Source organism: Mesorhizobium sp. L103C119B0 (assembly GCF_000502235.1).
In the GTDB taxonomy this organism is placed as follows: Bacteria; Pseudomonadota; Alphaproteobacteria; order Rhizobiales; family Rhizobiaceae; genus Mesorhizobium.
In genome coordinates, this window is record NZ_AYXE01000003.1 from 432,266 (window position 1) to 449,078 (window position 16,813).

Annotated in this window: 17 protein-coding genes; 13 read left to right on the forward strand and 4 right to left on the reverse strand. The window is 61.6% G+C overall.

The annotated features are described in order from the left end of the window. Positions 1–10 precede the first annotated feature (10 nt). The gene (locus X728_RS159655) at positions 11–1,045 is read right to left on the reverse strand and encodes an ABC transporter substrate-binding protein (protein ID WP_031193032.1); all 1,035 of its coding nucleotides are present in this window, start codon (positions 1,043–1,045) and stop codon (positions 11–13) included. A 156-nt stretch (positions 1,046–1,201) separates the two neighbouring features. Further along, positions 1,202–1,543, reverse strand: a complete 342-nt coding sequence (locus tag X728_RS159650; RefSeq protein ID WP_023696361.1) for a DUF768 domain-containing protein — start codon at positions 1,541–1,543, stop codon at positions 1,202–1,204. 122 nt (positions 1,544–1,665) lie between these two features. On the opposite strand from X728_RS159650, the gene X728_RS159645 reads away from it, so the two are divergent. From X728_RS159645 to X728_RS159630, 4 genes are all read left to right on the forward strand, one after another. Next, the gene (locus tag X728_RS159645) at positions 1,666–2,688 is read left to right on the forward strand and encodes an NAD(P)/FAD-dependent oxidoreductase (RefSeq protein ID WP_023699997.1); all 1,023 of its coding nucleotides are present in this window, start codon (positions 1,666–1,668) and stop codon (positions 2,686–2,688) included. A gap of 165 nt (positions 2,689–2,853) precedes the next feature. Then, on the forward strand, positions 2,854–4,140 hold the full coding sequence (locus X728_RS159640) for an SDR family oxidoreductase (RefSeq protein WP_023725526.1): 1,287 nt from the start codon (positions 2,854–2,856) through the stop codon (positions 4,138–4,140). Continuing rightward, positions 4,140–4,622, forward strand: coding sequence for a DUF2269 domain-containing protein (locus X728_RS159635; protein WP_023687798.1), 483 nt, complete (start codon positions 4,140–4,142; stop codon positions 4,620–4,622). Before X728_RS159640 ends, X728_RS159635 begins: the two co-directional genes overlap by 1 nt. A gap of 110 nt (positions 4,623–4,732) precedes the next feature. After that, complete coding sequence (locus X728_RS159630; protein ID WP_023681103.1) at positions 4,733–5,059, forward strand: low affinity iron permease family protein; 327 nt, start codon at positions 4,733–4,735, stop codon at positions 5,057–5,059. 215 nt (positions 5,060–5,274) lie between these two features. Here X728_RS159630 and X728_RS159625 read toward each other — a convergent pair whose 3' ends face one another. Next, positions 5,275–5,550 (reverse strand): hypothetical protein, encoded by a 276-nt coding sequence (locus X728_RS159625; protein WP_023667991.1) that lies wholly within the window; start codon positions 5,548–5,550, stop codon positions 5,275–5,277. A gap of 217 nt (positions 5,551–5,767) precedes the next feature. Between X728_RS159625 and X728_RS159620 the strand changes: the two genes are divergently transcribed. The 9 genes from X728_RS159620 to X728_RS159580 all read left to right on the forward strand — a co-directional run bounded on the left by X728_RS159620 (position 5,768) and on the right by X728_RS159580 (position 14,986). Continuing rightward, positions 5,768–6,874, forward strand: coding sequence for an SDR family NAD(P)-dependent oxidoreductase (locus X728_RS159620; protein ID WP_023681102.1), 1,107 nt, complete (start codon positions 5,768–5,770; stop codon positions 6,872–6,874). Further along, positions 6,871–7,944 (forward strand): GDP-mannose 4,6-dehydratase, encoded by a 1,074-nt coding sequence (locus tag X728_RS159615; RefSeq protein ID WP_023696367.1) that lies wholly within the window; start codon positions 6,871–6,873, stop codon positions 7,942–7,944. Before X728_RS159620 ends, X728_RS159615 begins: the two co-directional genes overlap by 4 nt. Beyond that, positions 7,941–9,233, forward strand: coding sequence for a TIGR04295 family B12-binding domain-containing radical SAM protein (locus X728_RS159610; protein WP_023725527.1), 1,293 nt, complete (start codon positions 7,941–7,943; stop codon positions 9,231–9,233). The genes X728_RS159615 and X728_RS159610 overlap by 4 nt, the downstream gene beginning before the upstream one ends. Next, positions 9,218–10,318, forward strand: coding sequence for a glycosyltransferase family 4 protein (locus X728_RS159605; RefSeq protein WP_023681099.1), 1,101 nt, complete (start codon positions 9,218–9,220; stop codon positions 10,316–10,318). The genes X728_RS159610 and X728_RS159605 overlap by 16 nt, the downstream gene beginning before the upstream one ends. A 2-nt stretch (positions 10,319–10,320) precedes the next feature. Continuing rightward, positions 10,321–11,451 (forward strand): glycosyltransferase, encoded by a 1,131-nt coding sequence (locus tag X728_RS159600; protein WP_023830883.1) that lies wholly within the window; start codon positions 10,321–10,323, stop codon positions 11,449–11,451. Beyond that, a complete protein-coding gene (locus X728_RS159595; RefSeq protein ID WP_023667985.1) occupies positions 11,448–12,542 on the forward strand; it encodes a glycosyltransferase in 1,095 nt (364 codons plus the stop codon). The genes X728_RS159600 and X728_RS159595 overlap by 4 nt, the downstream gene beginning before the upstream one ends. Further along, the gene (locus X728_RS159590; RefSeq protein WP_023830884.1) at positions 12,539–13,642 is read left to right on the forward strand and encodes a glycosyltransferase; all 1,104 of its coding nucleotides are present in this window, start codon (positions 12,539–12,541) and stop codon (positions 13,640–13,642) included. Before X728_RS159595 ends, X728_RS159590 begins: the two co-directional genes overlap by 4 nt. 23 nt (positions 13,643–13,665) lie before the next feature. After that, on the forward strand, positions 13,666–14,706 hold the full coding sequence (locus X728_RS159585) for a UDP-glucuronic acid decarboxylase family protein (protein WP_023681096.1): 1,041 nt from the start codon (positions 13,666–13,668) through the stop codon (positions 14,704–14,706). A gap of 94 nt (positions 14,707–14,800) precedes the next feature. After that, positions 14,801–14,986 carry a hypothetical protein gene (locus X728_RS159580; protein WP_023667982.1) on the forward strand — a complete coding sequence of 62 codons (186 nt, stop codon included), beginning with the start codon at positions 14,801–14,803 and terminating at the stop codon, positions 14,984–14,986. Positions 14,987–14,994: 8 nt separating this feature from the next. Here X728_RS159580 and X728_RS159575 read toward each other — a convergent pair whose 3' ends face one another. After that, the gene (locus X728_RS159575) at positions 14,995–16,809 is read right to left on the reverse strand and encodes a hypothetical protein (RefSeq protein ID WP_245263028.1); all 1,815 of its coding nucleotides are present in this window, start codon (positions 16,807–16,809) and stop codon (positions 14,995–14,997) included. Between the last annotated feature and the right edge of the window lie 4 nt (positions 16,810–16,813).

The following is a 16,813-nucleotide window of genomic DNA, read 5'->3' on the forward strand; positions in this document are numbered from 1 at the left end:
TGGCGCGAGCTCAAGCCGGTATGGCCCGGAAGACACCAGGATCGAGGCTCGTCGCCTTGCCGACCAGATCCTCGCCGCCCAATTTGGCCAGGATTGCAAACAACCGGGCCGCGCCATCACGTTCGTCTTTGCCGAAACGACGAGGGATTCCGGCTCGATAGGCGGCGCGTAACGCCGCCTGTAGGTGAGGATCGTCCGTGCCCAATTGAGGCGCGAGCACCCGCCACTCGTCGTCCGAAGACTCGAGCAGCGACTTCGCTGCCGCGGTCGCGCTCGTGAATCGCGCGAGGGCTATCGGGTTGGCCCGCGCCCAGCTTTCATGGAAGACGTAGCCGAGCATCGGCAAGTCCACGGATACGCCAAGCCCCTGCAGGATTTGCGCGACACTGAGCAGAGGCCTTGCCCCCTCTGACTCGAGACGAGCGGCGAAATTCCAGAACGTCAGCAGTGCATCCAGTCGCCCCGCCAGAAATTCCTGCTCCAACAAAGGCGGCGCGCCGAACACTGGCTCCACCTCTTCAGCAAGATCGCGCTTCACCTGACGGAGGCCGAGCGCGCGCAACAGGATCCAGCTTTTGTCCAGCGGACCACCTGCGATCCCCAGCCTTTTGCCCTTGAGGTCCGCAAGAGTTCGAATGGACGAGCCTTGCGGCAGTTCCAGCGCGCCGACGGCACGAGAATAGGGATAGAATACCAGATCAGCGCCTTCGCTGCGCTGGCGCATGACCCACACCCAGTCCGAAACGATGACGTCGACGCTGCCCGCCAGCAATGCGGTCTTACCGACTTCGGTCCCGGCAAGCCGCTGAGCCTCGATTGATACGCCGTGCACAGCGTCCAACGCATGTCGCCGCATGACGTCAACTTCCCAGGCGGCGGTGCCAAATCCCAGCACGCCAAATCGCACGAGCGGCGATGGCTGTGGCGCGGCTTCAGCGGAAGCACCCAATAGCCAGCAACAAATACCCGCAAGAGCGGCCCGCCGCGAGATGTGACCCTGATCATGCCGGGTCAGCCATTCGCCTGGAAGGGTAGCAGTCAGCACGGGCGCACCGGGTGTGAAGGAACTTTCCTAACGCGGTGGCGGCAGGAATGTTCCTCGATGGTGCATGGAACTAACGGGAAAGCACCTAAGGTCCGTTTTTCGGCTCGTACGGCAGTCCGGGGGCTTGTTCAGGCGAACAGAAGAAGGTGTCAGGGGCTACGGTCCGCTCTTGGCATCATCGACCTCCAACGCGTCCATTACAGGTGCCGGATCGCTCTTTTCGGAGCTCGGGCTCTGCACCCCGGACCCGGCGTTCTCGATCGCTTGCACGATAGCATCTTCGATGTTTCCGAGTTCGTCCTCCCTTACTTCACGCCCATAACCAGCCACCTCGGCATCCTGCTCGAATTGCTGAGCGAGCACCGCGACGCTGACTTCCTCTCGACCAGGAAGTGTGCCGACATTCTCCTGTAGCCAGTTTTGAAAAAACTCTCTGGTCGCGCTCATCTCAGACCACCCTTTCGCCAAACTAAGCGCGACGGTGAGCCGAAGTTCCATGATGCGTTCACTTTCCCAGTGGTGCTGTACTCACAGCGTTGGGAGCCACGAGGTTTTTGCAGGCTTGATGAGGCAGTGGCCTTTCTCTTCACGACTCGATTGGAGTTCACTCTTATTGTGCAGTGTGCATCCTGATTGCGTCCATTTCGACCCTGTGGAACAAGCTCGTTGAGTTGAAGTTAGGCCCGATGCCAAGCTTTTCGGGCGAACCAAGCTTTTCGGGCGCACTAGTTTTTGACGTTGCCATCGTCGGCGGCGGCCCCGCGGGGCTCGCTGCAGCCATGTATTTAGCCAGGTTTCTGCGTTCGGTGATCTCGCTCGACGCGGGGCATGCGCGTGCCAAGCTCATCCCAAAATCCCGCAACTGTCCCGGCTTCCCCGACGGCATCAGCGGGGAAGAACTGCTCGGCCGCCTACGAGCCCAGGCACAGCTATACGGCGCGAGCCTTGTCCATGGTTGCGTAGGCCACGCCGAAAAACGCGAGGGGTTTTTTGTTCTGACGACCACCTGCGGGATTGTCCAAGCAAGGCGCGTGATTCTGGCAACGGGCATTGTGGACAAGGCACCTCCCATTGAAAGACTGGAGGAGGCGATCGCAACCGGCATTGTCAGACTGTGCCCGGTTTGCGATGCATATGAGGCCCGGGGTAGCCGCATCGGCGTTGTTGGTCCGGAGCATCTCGCCGTCAGGGAGGCTCTGTTCCTGAAGGGATATGGCAGTCAGGTCGCCTTGCTCGCCAATAACCAGGATGATGTTTCCGAAGCTGCCCGCGGCGCCGCCTTGGCAGGCGGAGTTGAAATCTGGGACGCGGTCGATGACCTGATCCCTCGACGAACCGGGTTCGATGTCGTCATGGCCGAGGGCGCCCCGATGCGCAACATCGATGTGGTGTACCCTTCGATGGGCAGCGACGTACGCTCCGAACTCGCGGTTGCTCTGGGGGCTAACTGTGACGCAGAAGGCTATGTCCTGGTCAACCGACACCTTGAGACTTCAACGCCAGGACTCTATGCCATTGGCGACGTGGCCGAGGGGCTCAATCAAATTGCTGTTGCGTTCGGAGACGCCGCCAAGGCTGCAACTCACATTCATAACGACCTCCGCGATTGCGCCGAGCCGGCGACGAACTTCCGGCGAAGTTGACCTGCAGATGCGAACGCACCGTACCGGCTCACCTTTGGCTGCGTTGATGCCCGGAACCTGTTCCACCCGGCGTGAGACTACCGGCTTCGGCTTTGCTAGAGTTCTCCCAGGCGCAGCCGCTGGGTTGATGGACGGGCACGCGCTGGCGAACGGCTGGAGGAAGGAATGAAAATTCTCGTCACCGGCGCGTCAGGTCTGATTGGAGCCGCGCTTTGCGCGCGCCTGGCCGGCGAGAGTCATGAAGTGGTCCGCGTGCTTCACCACGCAGACACTGGCGTCCACCCGGAGATCCAAACCGTTTCCCGGGATATGGCGCGGGCCTTGCGACCTCAGGATTGGATCCCCTATCTCGCCGGTGTGGACGCCGTCGTAAACTGTGCCGGCGTCCTCCAGGATAGTGCCCGGGAAAACACCCGGCATGTCCATTCTACCGGCGCCTCGGCTCTCTTCACCGCGTGTGAGCAAGCAGGTGTGAACAAGGTGATTCACTTTTCTGCCATCGGGGTCGATCGCCAGCAGCCGTCCGCCTTTTCCGCCAGCAAGCTCGCCGGCGATGAAGCACTGATGGCACGTAGCCTTAGCTGGGTCATCCTGCGCCCCTCCGTAGTGCTGGGAAGGCCGGCCTTCGGCGCAAGTGCACTGTTTCGCGGCCTCGCGGCGTTGCCGCTCTTGCCGTTGATGCCCGACACGGGCCATCTCCAAGTCGTCCAACTCGATGACGTCATCTCCACCGTCCTGTTCTTCCTCAAACCCGGCAGCCCATCGCACCTCACGCTGGACCTGGCTGGGCCCGAGGCACTTTCGATGAGCGAGGTCGTGGGTCGCTATCGCCGCTGGTTCGGATGGAGCAGTGCTCGGGAGTTCATCTTGCCGAATTGGGCCGCAGCTATCTTGTACAGGTTCGGGGATGCCGCGGCTCAGCTGGGCTGGCGCCCGCCCATGCGCAGCAATGCAGCAAAAGAGATTGCCCGTGGCGCTGTCGGCGATCCCCAGCCGTGGATGACGGCGACCGGCATTCAACCATCAGGTCTTACATCTGCACTGCGTCTAAATCCTGCGACCGTGCAGGAGCGATGGTTCGCCGGTCTTTACTTCGTCAAGCCGGCGCTCTTTGTCGTCTTGCCGCTCTTCTGGATCATGACCGGCATCATTTCCCTCACCGCCGGCTGGCGCAGCGGAGTTGACTTGCTGATTGGCACTGCTGCCGGCCCCTTGGCCGAACCGGCGGTAGTCGCCGGCGCGCTGGCTGACATCGCCGTCGGGGCGCTTGTCGCCTGGCGCCCAACCAGCCGGCTTGGTCTTTTCGGCGCAATCGCGGTATCGCTTTTCTATGCGACCGCTGGGAGCATTCTGCGGCCGGATCTTTGGCTTGAGCCACTCGGGCCGCTGATCAAAATCCTCCCGATCCTCGTTCTGCATTTTGCAGCGCTGGCCATTCTGGAGGAACGCTGATGATGTACTTCGTGCTTAAATACCTGCACGTGATCGGCGCTGCTGTGCTGCTCGGAACTGGTGCCGGCATTGCTTTTTTCATGCTTTTGGCACACCGGACCGGGAATGCCGCGACGATCGCAGCCATCGCCCGAATTGTCGTGCTGGCTGATTTCCTGTTCACGGCTACGGCCGTTGTCGCACAACCTCTGACCGGACTGGGCCTCGCTAGGGTTGCGGGGTATTCGCTGTCCGAAGGATGGATCGTTCTCTCGATCCTGCTCTACATCTTAACGGGCCTGTTCTGGCTGCCTGTCGTGTGGATGCAGATCGAGATGCGAAATCTAGCCACACAGGCCGCACTCTCCAACCAACCTCCTCCCGAGCGCTACCATCAGCTGTTCAGACGCTGGTTTGTCTTCGGCTTCCCAGCTTTCGGCGCCGTGCTCGCCATTTTCTGGCTGATGATTGCGCGCCCGGCAATCGAGTGGTCATCGTTGTAGCTGCGATCGGCAAGCACTGCGCCGTGAATTCATCCGTCGCGCCTAGCTGGCTCGTGCCGGCGCGATGCACTGCGGTCGGGAACCACGGTCACTGCCGCGAGTTCTTTCGCATGGCCAATCATCCCGTCACCGGCGTGCTTACCTCAATCGGCACATTAACCTCCCGCCCCGCGGCATTCCTGATCCTGTTGGTCTACGCAATCCTTTGGATGATCTTCGAGCGACAGACCCTGGACTGGCATGGAGCGGCTACCTTGTTTACGTGGGCCATGACGCTGTTCATCCAGCGTGCCGAGCACCGCGACACTCAGGCCATTCACGCCAAACTGGATGAGATCCTGCGATCAGACCACAATGCCTCGAACATCACGCGGATCGACGATGAAGAGCCCGAGGAAATCGAAAAACACCGCCACCGCAGGCAGCAGGACGACTGATGAGCGGCGTTTTGGTTTCACGGCAGGACGAGTAGCGGGTTTCCGGCTTTTGACGCCTATCCAGCCCCGCCGCCTCCTGCGCTCAGGGCCAAGGCCTTCGATCCTTGCTGCGGCTGTGGTTCAGCGACGGAAGGATCGGAGCCCCTATTGTTCCACCGCATCCAGAAAAATTTGCCCGAGAACCAGGTCAGGCAAATCGGCCGGCTCGAAGTGCGTCATTCGCCCTTCTGGTTGCGCTCGACGAACTTGTTGAAACGGCTGGTTTGTCCGTCACCAGTCTTGGACTGGTAAAGAAAGGCCAGATCGTTCTCGTCGAATATGCGGAAGAACTCATCCCATTCGACCGGCTCGAATGCTTCCTCGGGTTTGCCGAAGTCGATCCGCAGGATGCCGCCCGCGCCTTTGGTGCGAACCACTGCCGGCCGTCCATCCCGCTCCTCCGCCCATTTGCGGATTTCGTCGTGATTGGTGGTCGTTTGCGACTGGGACATTGAAATCTCCTTTGATCATCGGCGTTGCCAACATCGGGCATCGTCGGGGCTGCCGGCGTCCTAACAGCACAAGGGCGGCAATGTTCCGGCACGGCGCGGCGAGCGCGATGTGGCTGCTTCCGAACGAAGCCGGCCAAAGGAACTTTGTTGAAGCCAAGGGAACAAACCTTTTGCCGAAAAGTTCGGGTCGCCAAGATTACCTGTCTGAGGAGTGGTCGTGAAACGGATATTGGTTACAGGGGGCTGCGGCTTCATCGGCCGGCATGTCGCCCAGGAACTCATCGAGCAGGATTATTCGGTTCGCATTTTGGATGTGCTGCTGGAGCAGGTGCACGCAGGCGAAACAGTCGCCCTTCCCGCCGGGGCCGAGCTGATCAAGGGCGACATTCGGGACCGGGAGGCGGTCGCCAAGGCGCTGGAAGGCGTTGACGCGGTCATTCATCTAGCCGCGGAAGTCGGCGTCGGACAGTCGATGTACGAGATCGCGCGCTATGTCGGCACCAACGATCTCGGCACCGCGACGCTGCTTGAGGCGCTGATCAAACACCCGGTCGAGCGCATTGTCGTCGCCTCATCGATGAGTGTCTATGGCGAGGGCCTCTATGCTACATCGGACGGCCGGCGCATCGACAATGCCCGGCGCAAGGCGAGCGACATCAAAAACGGACAGTGGAATCCGCTGTCGCCGGAAGGCGAACCCCTCTCCCCCCTGCCGACGGACGAGGAAAAGCCGGTCGATCTCGCCTCTATCTATGCACTGACGAAATACGCCCAGGAACGCGCCGTGCTGATCTTCGGCGAAGCCTATGGCATCGATGCGGTCGCGCTGCGCCTGTTCAACGTCTTCGGCGCCGGCCAGGCGTTATCGAACCCCTATACCGGCGTGTTGGCCAATTTTGCTTCGCGTCTCGCCAACGGCCAACGTCCAATGATCTTCGAGGATGGCGAACAGAAACGCGATTTCGTCCATGTGGATGACGTCGCCCGCGCCTTTCGTCTTGCGCTGCAGCAACGCCAGGCAAGGGGTCACGTCATCAACATCGGCAGCGGCCGAGCCTATGCTATCAGCGACGTCGCGCGGGTACTTGCCGAGGCCATGGGAACGCCGGACCGCTCGCCAGAGTTGCTCGGCAAGGCGCGCTCCGGGGATATCCGCAACTGCTTCGCCGATATTTCCAAGGCCCGTGAGCTGCTCGGTTTCGAGCCGAGGCAACAACTGGAGAATTCGCTCGCCGATTTCGTTTCCTGGGTGCGCAACTCGTCCGCCATCGACCGCGGCGCCGACATGAAACGCGAGCTTGAAGAACGTGGGCTGGTGTCATGAATACGCGCAATCGACGCGACGCGCCCGTCGCCATTGTCGGCGGCAGCGGCTTCATAGGATCGAACCTGGCCGACAGCCTGTTGTCGGATGGCGAGCCGGTGCTGGTGATCGACAATCTCAGCCGCCCCGGCGTCGAACAGAACCTTGAATGGCTGGCGCAGAAACACGGAAGCCGCCTCATGGTCGAAACGATTGACGTGCGCGACGCCAACGCGCTTGCGCCCGTTCTGAAGAGTTCCAAGGCGATCTTCCACCTGGCCGCGCAAACCGCCGTCACAACGAGCCTGGTCCAACCGGACGAGGATTTCGACATCAACCTTCGAGGAACGTTCAATGTCCTCGAGGCGGCGCGGCTGAGCAGTGAGTTTGTTCCGGTGGTCTTCGCCAGCACCAACAAGGTCTATGGCAGCCTGCCCGACGTCGCGGTGCGCGAGGACGGCGATCGTTACCTGCCTTGCGACGGCATCATCCAAGCGAATGGCATCGACGAGACCCACGGCCTGGATTTCTGCACGCCCTATGGCTGCTCCAAAGGCGCGGCGGACCAATATGTGCTCGACTATGCCAAATCCTACGGCATGCCCACGGCGGTGCTGCGGATGAGCTGCATCTACGGGCCGCGCCAGTTCGGAACCGAGGATCAAGGCTGGGTCGCGCACTTCCTGCTGAGTGCGCTGACGGGACGTCCAATCACCATTTACGGCGACGGCAGACAAGTGCGCGATATACTGCATGTCTCCGATGCGGTCGCCGCCTACAGGGCCACGCTCGATCGTATCGAGACGACCAAAGGCCAGGCATTCAATCTTGGCGGCGGCCCCGATAATGCGATCAGCCTGCGCATGCTGTTGAGCGAGATCCGTAGCTTGACCGGCCATGAGCTTTCGATCCGCCATGATGACGAACGCACCGGCGATCAGCCCTTCTTCGTCGCCGACACCCGCAAGATCAAAGCGATGCTTGGCTGGAAAGCTCGTGTTTCATGGCGCGAAGGCATTCGCGATCTCGCAGACTGGCTGCAACAACACCGGCTCCAGCCTCGCCCCGAAGTCGTGAGGTACGTCGCATGAAAATCGCCCTGGTAAACCCGTTCTGGACCTATGACGACAGCATCTATTTCGGCTGCCGCCAACCACATCTCCCGCTGGAACTCGGCTATTCGAAATCCCTCCTCGAAACAGCCGGCCATGAGGTGTTGATGCTGGATGGGCAATTGCAGAAGCTCGACAACTCGGACCTCTCCGAGCGTGTGGCTGATTTCGCGCCTGCAATGACGGTCGTCAGTACCGCCCCGACTTATCTGTTCTGGCGCTGCGCACCACCCGAGTTGCGCGTGCCGGCCGATTTCCTCAACCGTCTCGCCGGGCGCGGTGGACGCACAGTCGCGGTCGGGCCGCATGGCTCGGCTACGCCCGCGCCAACCTTGCGCAAGCTTGGCGTCGACATTGTTGTGCGCGGCGAATGCGAGGAAATCGTCGCGGAACTTGCCCGGCGCGACGACTGGAGCGCGGTCCCCTCGACCGCTTACCTGCGCGACGCCAAGGTGGTTTTGAACGGCGGCGTCCACGCCAGCTCGTTTGTCGATCATCCGCCACTCCAATGGCCATCAGACTGGATCGCAGCCCATTCGCATCACCATCACAGGTTCGATGACAAGCAGGTTGGGTTCGGCGCGGAGGTCGAAGCATCGCGCGGCTGCCCCTACAATTGCAGCTTCTGCGCCAAGATCGATTTCCGCGATGCCTATCGCCGCCGAAACCACGAGGCTGTCATAGCGGAAATCGATGGGCTGATTGCCCAGGGGGTCGGCTACATTTATTTCATCGATGAAATCTTCCTGCCGCAAAAAGCGCTGCTGGAAGCGTTGATCCATCGCGACGTGAAGTTCGGTGTGCAGACCCGCATCGACCTTTGGAAGCCCGAGCTGCTGGAACTGCTCGGTGCGGCTGGCTGTGTCTCCATCGAGGCCGGCCTCGAAAGCCTGACCGTGGAAGGTCGTGCGATGCTGGCGAAACGCTGCCGGCTGGGTACCGAGGAACTTGCCGCGCTGCTCGTCAATGCCAGGCGTCACGTTCCGTTCGTACAGGCCAATCTGATCGGCGTCGTCGAGGATGACCCTGCCCTTGTGGACTACTGGCGAACGCACCTGATCGACAACGGCGTGTGGGCCAATGAACCCGTACCGCTTTATCCATATCCGAGTTCGCCAAGCTATCGCGAGCTTTGGGGCGAACCCGACGACCTCGCCTGGGAGCGCGCCCATGATCACTATCTCGCATCATTCCAGAAGTTCAGCGACATCCAGGAAAGGCGCCCGCGTCCGCTGGCGGAACTGGAGGCGACATGTTGCGGACACTGACGCCGCGCTCGCGGCGCATCCTGATGACGGTCGACGCCGTGGGCGGCGTGTGGCGCTATGCGCTCGACCTGGCCAGGGAACTTGTCAACGGCGGCGATAGCGTGGTGCTTGCCGGCCTCGGTCCGCCACCGTCCAGGCAGCAGGCCGACGAGGCGGAGGCTTTCGCGAAGCTGATCTGGCTGAACACGCCGCCGGATTGGATGACCCGCAACGGCGGTGATCTCGACGCGCTGCCGCGGGAGTTGCATGCGCCCATGCGCGACCACGCCATCGACCTTGTCCATTTCAACGCGCCTTCGCAGGCGGCGGGATTCGACGCGCCATGCCCGGTCGTGGTGGTCTCCCATTCCTGCGTGACGACCTGGTTCCATGCGGTCAGAGGACAGGCGGCGGATGGGGCATGGGCCTGGCAGAAGGAGCGCAACAGACGCGGCATGGATCGGGCCGACGCGGTCATCGCGCCGAGCCGCAGCCATGCCGACATGCTAGAGACCTGCTACGGCCCGATCGCGCGCTTGAGTGTGGTCACAAATGGTGCCCGTCCTCTGCCGAAGGCCGAAAAGCATCAACCGCTCGTCTTCGCCGCTGCCCGCTGGTGGGACGAGGGCAAAAATGCGGCGGTGGTCGATCAGGCGGCGTCCCTGACGCGATGGCCTCTGTTTGCCGCCGGTTCGACGAACGGCCCAAACGGCGAGCATGTCAGCTTCAGCCATGCTGTTCCTCTGGGAGCAGTGCCGTCCGATGAGGTGCGTTCGTTGATGGCTCGCGCGGGTATTTTCGTATCGCCATCGCTCTACGAGCCATTCGGCCTGGCCGCGCTGGAAGCCGCCATGTCGGCTACGCCCCTGGTGCTTTCCGATATCGCCACCTATCGCGAACTATGGGACGGGGCCGCGATATTCTTTGACGCGCGCGATCCGCACGATCTCGCTGCCTGCCTCAACCGTCTCTCCAGCGATGCCGAGCTCCGGCGAGAGCTTGGCCAGGCAGCCATCCGACGCAGCCGCAGGTTTAGGCTGACAAAGCAGACAGCGGCTATGCGCGGCGTCTACGACAAAGCGGCCTTAGCGATGGCGGAGCGCTGATCATGCGCTTTGTGTTTTACACCCACTCGGTCGTTTCCGACTGGAACCATGGCAATGCCCATTTCCTGCGCGGCGTCATGCGAGAGCTGGTCCAGCGCCGGCATCAGGCTATTGCGCTGGAGCCGGCGAATGGCTGGAGCCGGTCGAATCTGCTGGCTGAGAAGGGGTCGTTCGCCATCGAACGCTTCCGCAAGGATTTTCCCGAACTGATGCCGGTGACCTACGACGCCGGATTTGATCACGAAGCCTGGATTGCCGAGGCCGACGTTGTGATCGTTCATGAGTGGACGGATCCGGAGCTTGTCGCACGTATTGGCCGTGCCCGGGCCGCCGGCGGCAACTTCATCCTTCTTTTTCACGACACCCACCACCGGGCCGTGTCTGCGACCGAGGCACTCTCGGCGCTCCGGCTGGAGCACTATGACGGCGTTCTCGCCTTTGGCGAAACCTTGCGCGAGAGCTATCTGCGCGCCGGCTGGGGCAAGCGCGTCTTCACTTGGCATGAAGCGGCGGACGATCGCCTGTTCAAGCCGCACCCGGAGATCCACCCCACCTCCGATCTGGTCTGGATCGGCAACTGGGGCGATGATGAGCGGACCGCCGAACTCAAGGAGTTTCTGATCGAGCCGGTGCACGATCTCGGCCTTGATGCCGCTGTTCACGGCGTACGCTACCCCAAGACCGCACTTGCGGATCTGGCCACCGCAGGACTGCGCTATGAGGGGTGGATCGCCAATGCCGACGTGCCGAAGGCCTTCGCCGCGCATCGTGTCACCGTTCACGTTCCACGGCGCCCCTATCGCGAGAGGTTGCCCGGAATCCCGACGATCCGCATGTTCGAGGCACTCGCCTGCGGCATTCCGCTGATTTCAGCGCCATGGTCCGATGTCGAGCAGCTTTTCAGGCCCGGTGTCGACTTCCTGTTTGCCGAGAATGGCTCGCAAATGCGGCAACAGCTTCGGACGGTGTTGTCCGACGAGGACTTTGCGGCCTCCCTGGTGACCTCGGGTCTCGAGACCATCCGCTCGCGGCACACCTGCCGCCACCGCGTCGACGAGTTGCTCGGCGTGCTCACGCAATGCGCGAACCGACACACCGCCGTCCCGACAGCCGCAAAGGAAGCCGTCGCATGAAGATCGCATTCTATGGATCGAGCCTTTTGTCGTCCTACTGGAACGGTGCCGCGACGTACTATCGCGGTTTGCTCAAGGCACTTTCGCAATTGGGTTACGAGATCACGTTCTACGAACCCGATGTCTACGACCGGCAGAAGAACCGCGACATCGAAGCTCCCGACTGGTGCACTGTCGTCGTTTATGAGGCGACCCAGCATGCGCTGATGCAGGTCGCGGCACGTGCCGCCGGCGCCGACATCGTCGTCAAGGCGAGTGGCGTCGGTTTCGAAGACGAGGCGCTGCTTCGCGCCGTTCTCGACCACGCCCGCAGCGACGCGCTTGTCGTATTCTGGGACGTGGATGCGCCAGCCACGCTTGCCCAGTTGCGCGACGAGCCGGACCACCCGCTCCATCGTGCACTGCAGGAGATCGACCTCGTGCTGACCTATGGTGGCGGCGATCCCGTTGTCTGGGCCTATCGTGCCATGGGCGCCAAGGAGTGCGTGCCCATCTACAATGCGCTCGATCCCGAAACGCACCATCCGGTCGCCAGCAAAGCGCGTTTTGCCTGCGACCTGGCGTTCCTCGGAAACCGGCTGCCGGACCGTGAAGCGCGTGTCGAATCGTTTTTCCTCGATCCCGCCAGCCAGCTGCCGAAACAGCGTTTCCTGCTCGGAGGCTCGGGTTGGGGCGACAAGCCGCTCCCCACCAATGTAGGCTGGCTCGGCCATGTCGGCACCCGCGATCACAACGCCTTCAATGTCACCCCAAAAGCCGTGTTGAACATCAGCCGCGATAGCATGGCCGCCAACGGTTTTTCACCGGCCACGCGAGTGTTCGAGGCGGCTGGCGCCGGCGCCTGTCTCATCACGGATGCATGGCTGGGCGTGGAACTGTTCCTGAAACCAGGCGAGGAGATCCTGGTCGCGCGTGACGGCGGCGATGTCGCCGAAATAATGCGCTCGCTGACCCCCGGTCGGGCCAAGGCAATCGGCCAAGCCGCACTTCACCGCGTGCTGGCGGACCATACCTACGCGCTTCGGGCGGATGTGGCGGATGCCGTCTTCAAACGTCATTTCGAGCACGGGGCCGTGGAGGCAGCGGAATGACCAAGAAACTGGACATCGTCTTTCTCGGCCTGTCGCTGTCCTCATCGTGGGGAAACGGTCACGCCACCACTTTTCGAGGTCTTTTGAAAGGCTTGCACGGACTCAGTCACCACGTGACTTTTCTGGAGCGCAACGTGCCATGGTACGCCAATCACCGCGATCTGCGCGAACCGGAGTTCTGCGCCTTGCGCTACTACGAAACCACTGCGGAGCTGCAACGCGACTACGCACAGTGCCTGGAGCAGGCCGACATCATCGTCATCGGATCCTTTGTTCCAGAAGGACGCCATGTCATCGACATCGTCGCCTCGCTTTGCAAGGGGCAGCTCTGCTTTTACGACATCGACACCCCGGTGACCATGGCCAAGCTTTCAGCCGACGATTGCGATTATCTGAGTTCGCGGCAAATTCCGTATTTCGATGTCTATTTCTCCTTCACCGGCGGACCAACGCTCAGCCATCTGGCGCAAGACTTCGGCGCGCGCCATGCCGAACCTCTCTATTGTTCGGTCGATCCGGAACGGCATCACCCGACAGGAGATCCGATCCGCTGGGATCTCGGCTATCTCGGCACCTACAGCATGGACCGGCAGACAACGCTGAACGCTCTGCTGCTCGAGCCCGCACGGCATATGCCGAACCTCCGTTTCGTCGTGGCCGGCTCCCAATATCCATCCGACATCATCTGGCCGGACAATGTCGAACGCATCGAACATTTGCCGCCAGCCGATCACGCCGCGTTCTATAGCCGTCAGCGCTACACGCTGAATGTCACACGCAGTTCCATGATCACCGCAGGATGGTCGCCCAGCGTGCGCCTGTTCGAAGCGGCGGCTTGCGGCACGCCCATCGTCAGCGACCGCTGGCCAGGGCTCGACAGCTTCTTTCCCGCATCGGCGATCCACACCGCCGCGGAGACGGACGAAGTCATCGATATCCTCGTTGGCGAGTCCGAGCGCGCACGCCTGGCCATGGCCGGCCGGGCTCGCAAACTCGTCCTCGCTTCCCACACCGGTGGGGCCAGGGCTCGCGAATTCGTGGCGGCGCTGACCCAACCAAGGGCGACGGCCCTCGATCTCGACATTGGAAGTGCAGCATGAACGGCAGACAGGAGAAAACAGCGATGCGACAGACAAGAAAGGCGCACAGGGCAAAGACGGTGCTTGTTGCCGGCGGCGCGGGTTTCCTCGGTTCGCATCTTTGCGAAGTATTGCTCCGCAACGGCTGGCGCGTGATCTGCGTCGACAATTTTCTGACCGGGCGCATGGAAAACATCATCTCGATCATGGACCGGCCGGGTTTCCGGTTGATCGAGCAGGACATCTGCCGGCCATTGGATCTCGGCGAGCCCGTGGATCACATCTTCAACCTGGCCTGCGCCGCCTCACCGCCGCGTTATCAGGCCGACCCGATACACACCACGCGTACCTGCGTGATCGGAACCCTCAACCTGCTCGAACTCGCTGTCCGCAATGACGCGCGACTGCTGCAGGCCTCGACGAGCGAAGTGTATGGCGATCCGGAACAACACCCGCAAAGGGAGGATTATGTCGGTCATGTGAACTGCACCGGCCCACGCGCCTGCTACGACGAGGGCAAGCGCACCGCCGAAACGCTTTGCTTCGACTATCTAAGAGCCGGCAAGGCCGACGTCCGCGTGGCGCGCATCTTCAACACCTACGGTCCGAGAATGGATCCGGCCGACGGTCGCATCGTCTCGAATTTGATCATGCAGGCGCTCGAGAAGCGTCCGCTGACGATATTCGGCGACGGCCAGCAAACGCGATCCTTCTGCTATGTCTCCGACTTGATTGATGGATTGATGCGCCTGATGAACATCGACCCCAATCCGGGCAAGCCGGTCAATCTGGGCAATCCCGGAGAATTCACCATCGTGCGACTGGCGGCATTGGTGAAGGCGATGACCGGCACCAAGTCGGATCTGAAATTTCTGCCCCTGCCGCAAGACGATCCTCGGCGCAGGCAGCCTGATATTTCGCGTGCGAAAACGCTGCTCGGCTGGTCGCCGAGAGTGCCGCTCAACGAAGGGCTCAAGCTGACGATCGATTATTTCGCGGCGCTCGAAGGCACCGGCATCGGCGATCAGATGACAGGCCTTGCCAAAAGGAGACCCGCAGGCGGGCTGCAGAACCTTCCTGCATGACGTGGGCCGCGGCCGGACCTGCCCGGAGATCGTGCGGAACATCCATCCAACCTTGTAGTTTGGCGGGAGGGACCCGATACGGAGGATCATCCTCATGCAACCCAAGCGACCCGCGAAGGATGTCGACAAGATTGCCGAACGCGAGGCGGCTGCCTATCTGCGGCGCTCCTCGATCACCTATCTCGAGTGCTGCGTCAGCCTGATGATGACGCATCTGCAGCGCGAGGAAGTGGCCGCTATTCTCGAGCAGGAAGCAGACATGCTACGAAGGCTGGATTGATCGAAACGCTACACCTGAGATTCGTCCAGGAATCGTATCAGCCCCGCCCTGTATCGGTCTGCGGTCGCGGCCAGCCTTGCTTTTTCCTGGCCATTTTCGGATTGCGCAGCCGTGCTCCAGAGCCCGATTTGGAACGCCAAATAGCAGGGTTCGAAAAAATCGATGTGGCCATTGTCAATATCGAGCCCCATCCCCTCGACCAATGTCGTCACATCGCTGTCGGATAGTCCATATTCGACACGGGCGCCGGCAATGTCCCACTCTATCGGCTGGCAGCCAATCAAATCGTGTGCCCGGCAATGGTCGACGGCATCTGTCTTGAGCACCGTGCCGTCGGCACAAACGAGAAACTCCCACGCGTGAAGCTTTCCGTCGATTTCCACCCGCTGCAGAACATACGCAGGGGTTTTTTTCGAGAGCCAACCGCGCAACGTCGCCGCTCGGTTCTCGCCCAAGGCTTCAGATGTATTGGAAGCAGCCATTTCCGCGAGTGCGAGCAATGATGCACCCGGTTCGCAGGTTCGGAGATTGAGCGCCCGCCAGGTTAGATAGCGCGTCAACTCCGCGACCAGCCTTCCTCTGGGCAGCGGCGCCTGGTCCATCGTGGTGCCGTCAATCCACCGTTCGACCAGAAAGCCGTGGCAAAGCCCGACCACTTGCGATCCCAACCCGGCTTTCCCCAACATTTCCGCGGCTCGTCTCTTACGCCGTCCGGTTTCGCCGAGGCCGGCGAATTTGACGAGCCAGCGACCACACCCCGCGGACGCCAGGAATTTACGCCGCTCGATGCCGCGCGGGCTCGGCGGCCAATGCTTTTCGTCGACGTAGTGGACGCTCCTCCATTCGCCACCAGACAGTTCGGTCAGGCGTAATTCGGGGCTGCCGACCGCCTCGGCCACCCAGTCGCGCAGCGTGGGAATGTTCGAGCTTTCGGGGAAGGTGCATTCGAGCGCCGTCGCCACATGTTTCGGACAGCGCGACCATGTCTCCCTGGCCTCCCGTGACGCTTCGATGCCCGGGTCGCCAGGATGGCTGGGAAACAGGTGAATGCGGTCCATACCAATACCCAGTTCCCGCAGCCACGCGACGACGGCGTGCATCGAACTGCCGGACAGACCGGGACCCTCGTCTACAACGGCGAAGCATGCCGATGGATTGTTCTTCCAGGAAGCGATCGAGCGCGGATCGGCATTGATGTGCCTGCGGAAAGGATGGCCGACCGGACGAACGCTGAACGGCGCCGGCGCGCCAATCGCGGCAGCCACTATGGCGGCAAGCCCCAGGCCGATGCTGCGGATGCCGATCACGCATGTGTTCGCATCGAGACCTGACTCCTGCGCCGCTCCCAAATAGCTTTCGGGATAAAGCGCGTAATGCGCGTAACCCTCGGCCGAACCGGTCAGAACCTCAGCCTCGCAATCCAACCCGTCCAGCAGTTGGAGAAGTCCCGGGTCGATGCCACCGCCCACGGCGAAACCGCTTCGCCACGACTTCGCCACCTCTGCCGCAACACCAACCAGCAATCTGGCGCCTTGCTGTTGCCGCGGCGAAAAGATGTCGATGCCCCTGTTCTCGAAATCGACATCGGCAAGCGCGCGAACCAGTTCCGATACGCTGATGAATAGCCCGACCAACGCGGCATGGCGTCGGACGCCATGAGCCATGCGGTCCAGACTTTGAGCAATTTCGCTCGCAGCATCGCGAAGCCGTTCTGCGCTCTGCCTCCGCTTCTGGTCGCCGTAAACGATCATCGATCGGTTTTCCAATGCTTTGCCTTGCGGCAACGCAGCGAGCGCTGCTTCGATCCATGCTGTCTTGCGCAATTTT

Coding starts and splice junctions, on each gene's coding strand:
- X728_RS159650 (WP_023696361.1), bottom strand. CDS start 1,543: ATGGAACTTCGGCTCACCGTCGCGCTTAGTTTGGCGAAAGGGTGGTCT.
- X728_RS159640 (WP_023725526.1), top strand. CDS start 2,854: ATGAAAATTCTCGTCACCGGCGCGTCAGGTCTGATTGGAGCCGCGCTT.
- X728_RS159635 (WP_023687798.1), top strand. CDS start 4,140: ATGATGTACTTCGTGCTTAAATACCTGCACGTGATCGGCGCTGCTGTG.
- X728_RS159630 (WP_023681103.1), top strand. CDS start 4,733: ATGGCCAATCATCCCGTCACCGGCGTGCTTACCTCAATCGGCACATTA.
- X728_RS159625 (WP_023667991.1), bottom strand. CDS start 5,550: ATGTCCCAGTCGCAAACGACCACCAATCACGACGAAATCCGCAAATGG.
- X728_RS159615 (WP_023696367.1), top strand. CDS start 6,871: ATGAATACGCGCAATCGACGCGACGCGCCCGTCGCCATTGTCGGCGGC.
- X728_RS159610 (WP_023725527.1), top strand. CDS start 7,941: ATGAAAATCGCCCTGGTAAACCCGTTCTGGACCTATGACGACAGCATC.
- X728_RS159605 (WP_023681099.1), top strand. CDS start 9,218: ATGTTGCGGACACTGACGCCGCGCTCGCGGCGCATCCTGATGACGGTC.
- X728_RS159600 (WP_023830883.1), top strand. CDS start 10,321: ATGCGCTTTGTGTTTTACACCCACTCGGTCGTTTCCGACTGGAACCAT.
- X728_RS159595 (WP_023667985.1), top strand. CDS start 11,448: ATGAAGATCGCATTCTATGGATCGAGCCTTTTGTCGTCCTACTGGAAC.
- X728_RS159590 (WP_023830884.1), top strand. CDS start 12,539: ATGACCAAGAAACTGGACATCGTCTTTCTCGGCCTGTCGCTGTCCTCA.
- X728_RS159585 (WP_023681096.1), top strand. CDS start 13,666: ATGCGACAGACAAGAAAGGCGCACAGGGCAAAGACGGTGCTTGTTGCC.
- X728_RS159580 (WP_023667982.1), top strand. CDS start 14,801: ATGCAACCCAAGCGACCCGCGAAGGATGTCGACAAGATTGCCGAACGC.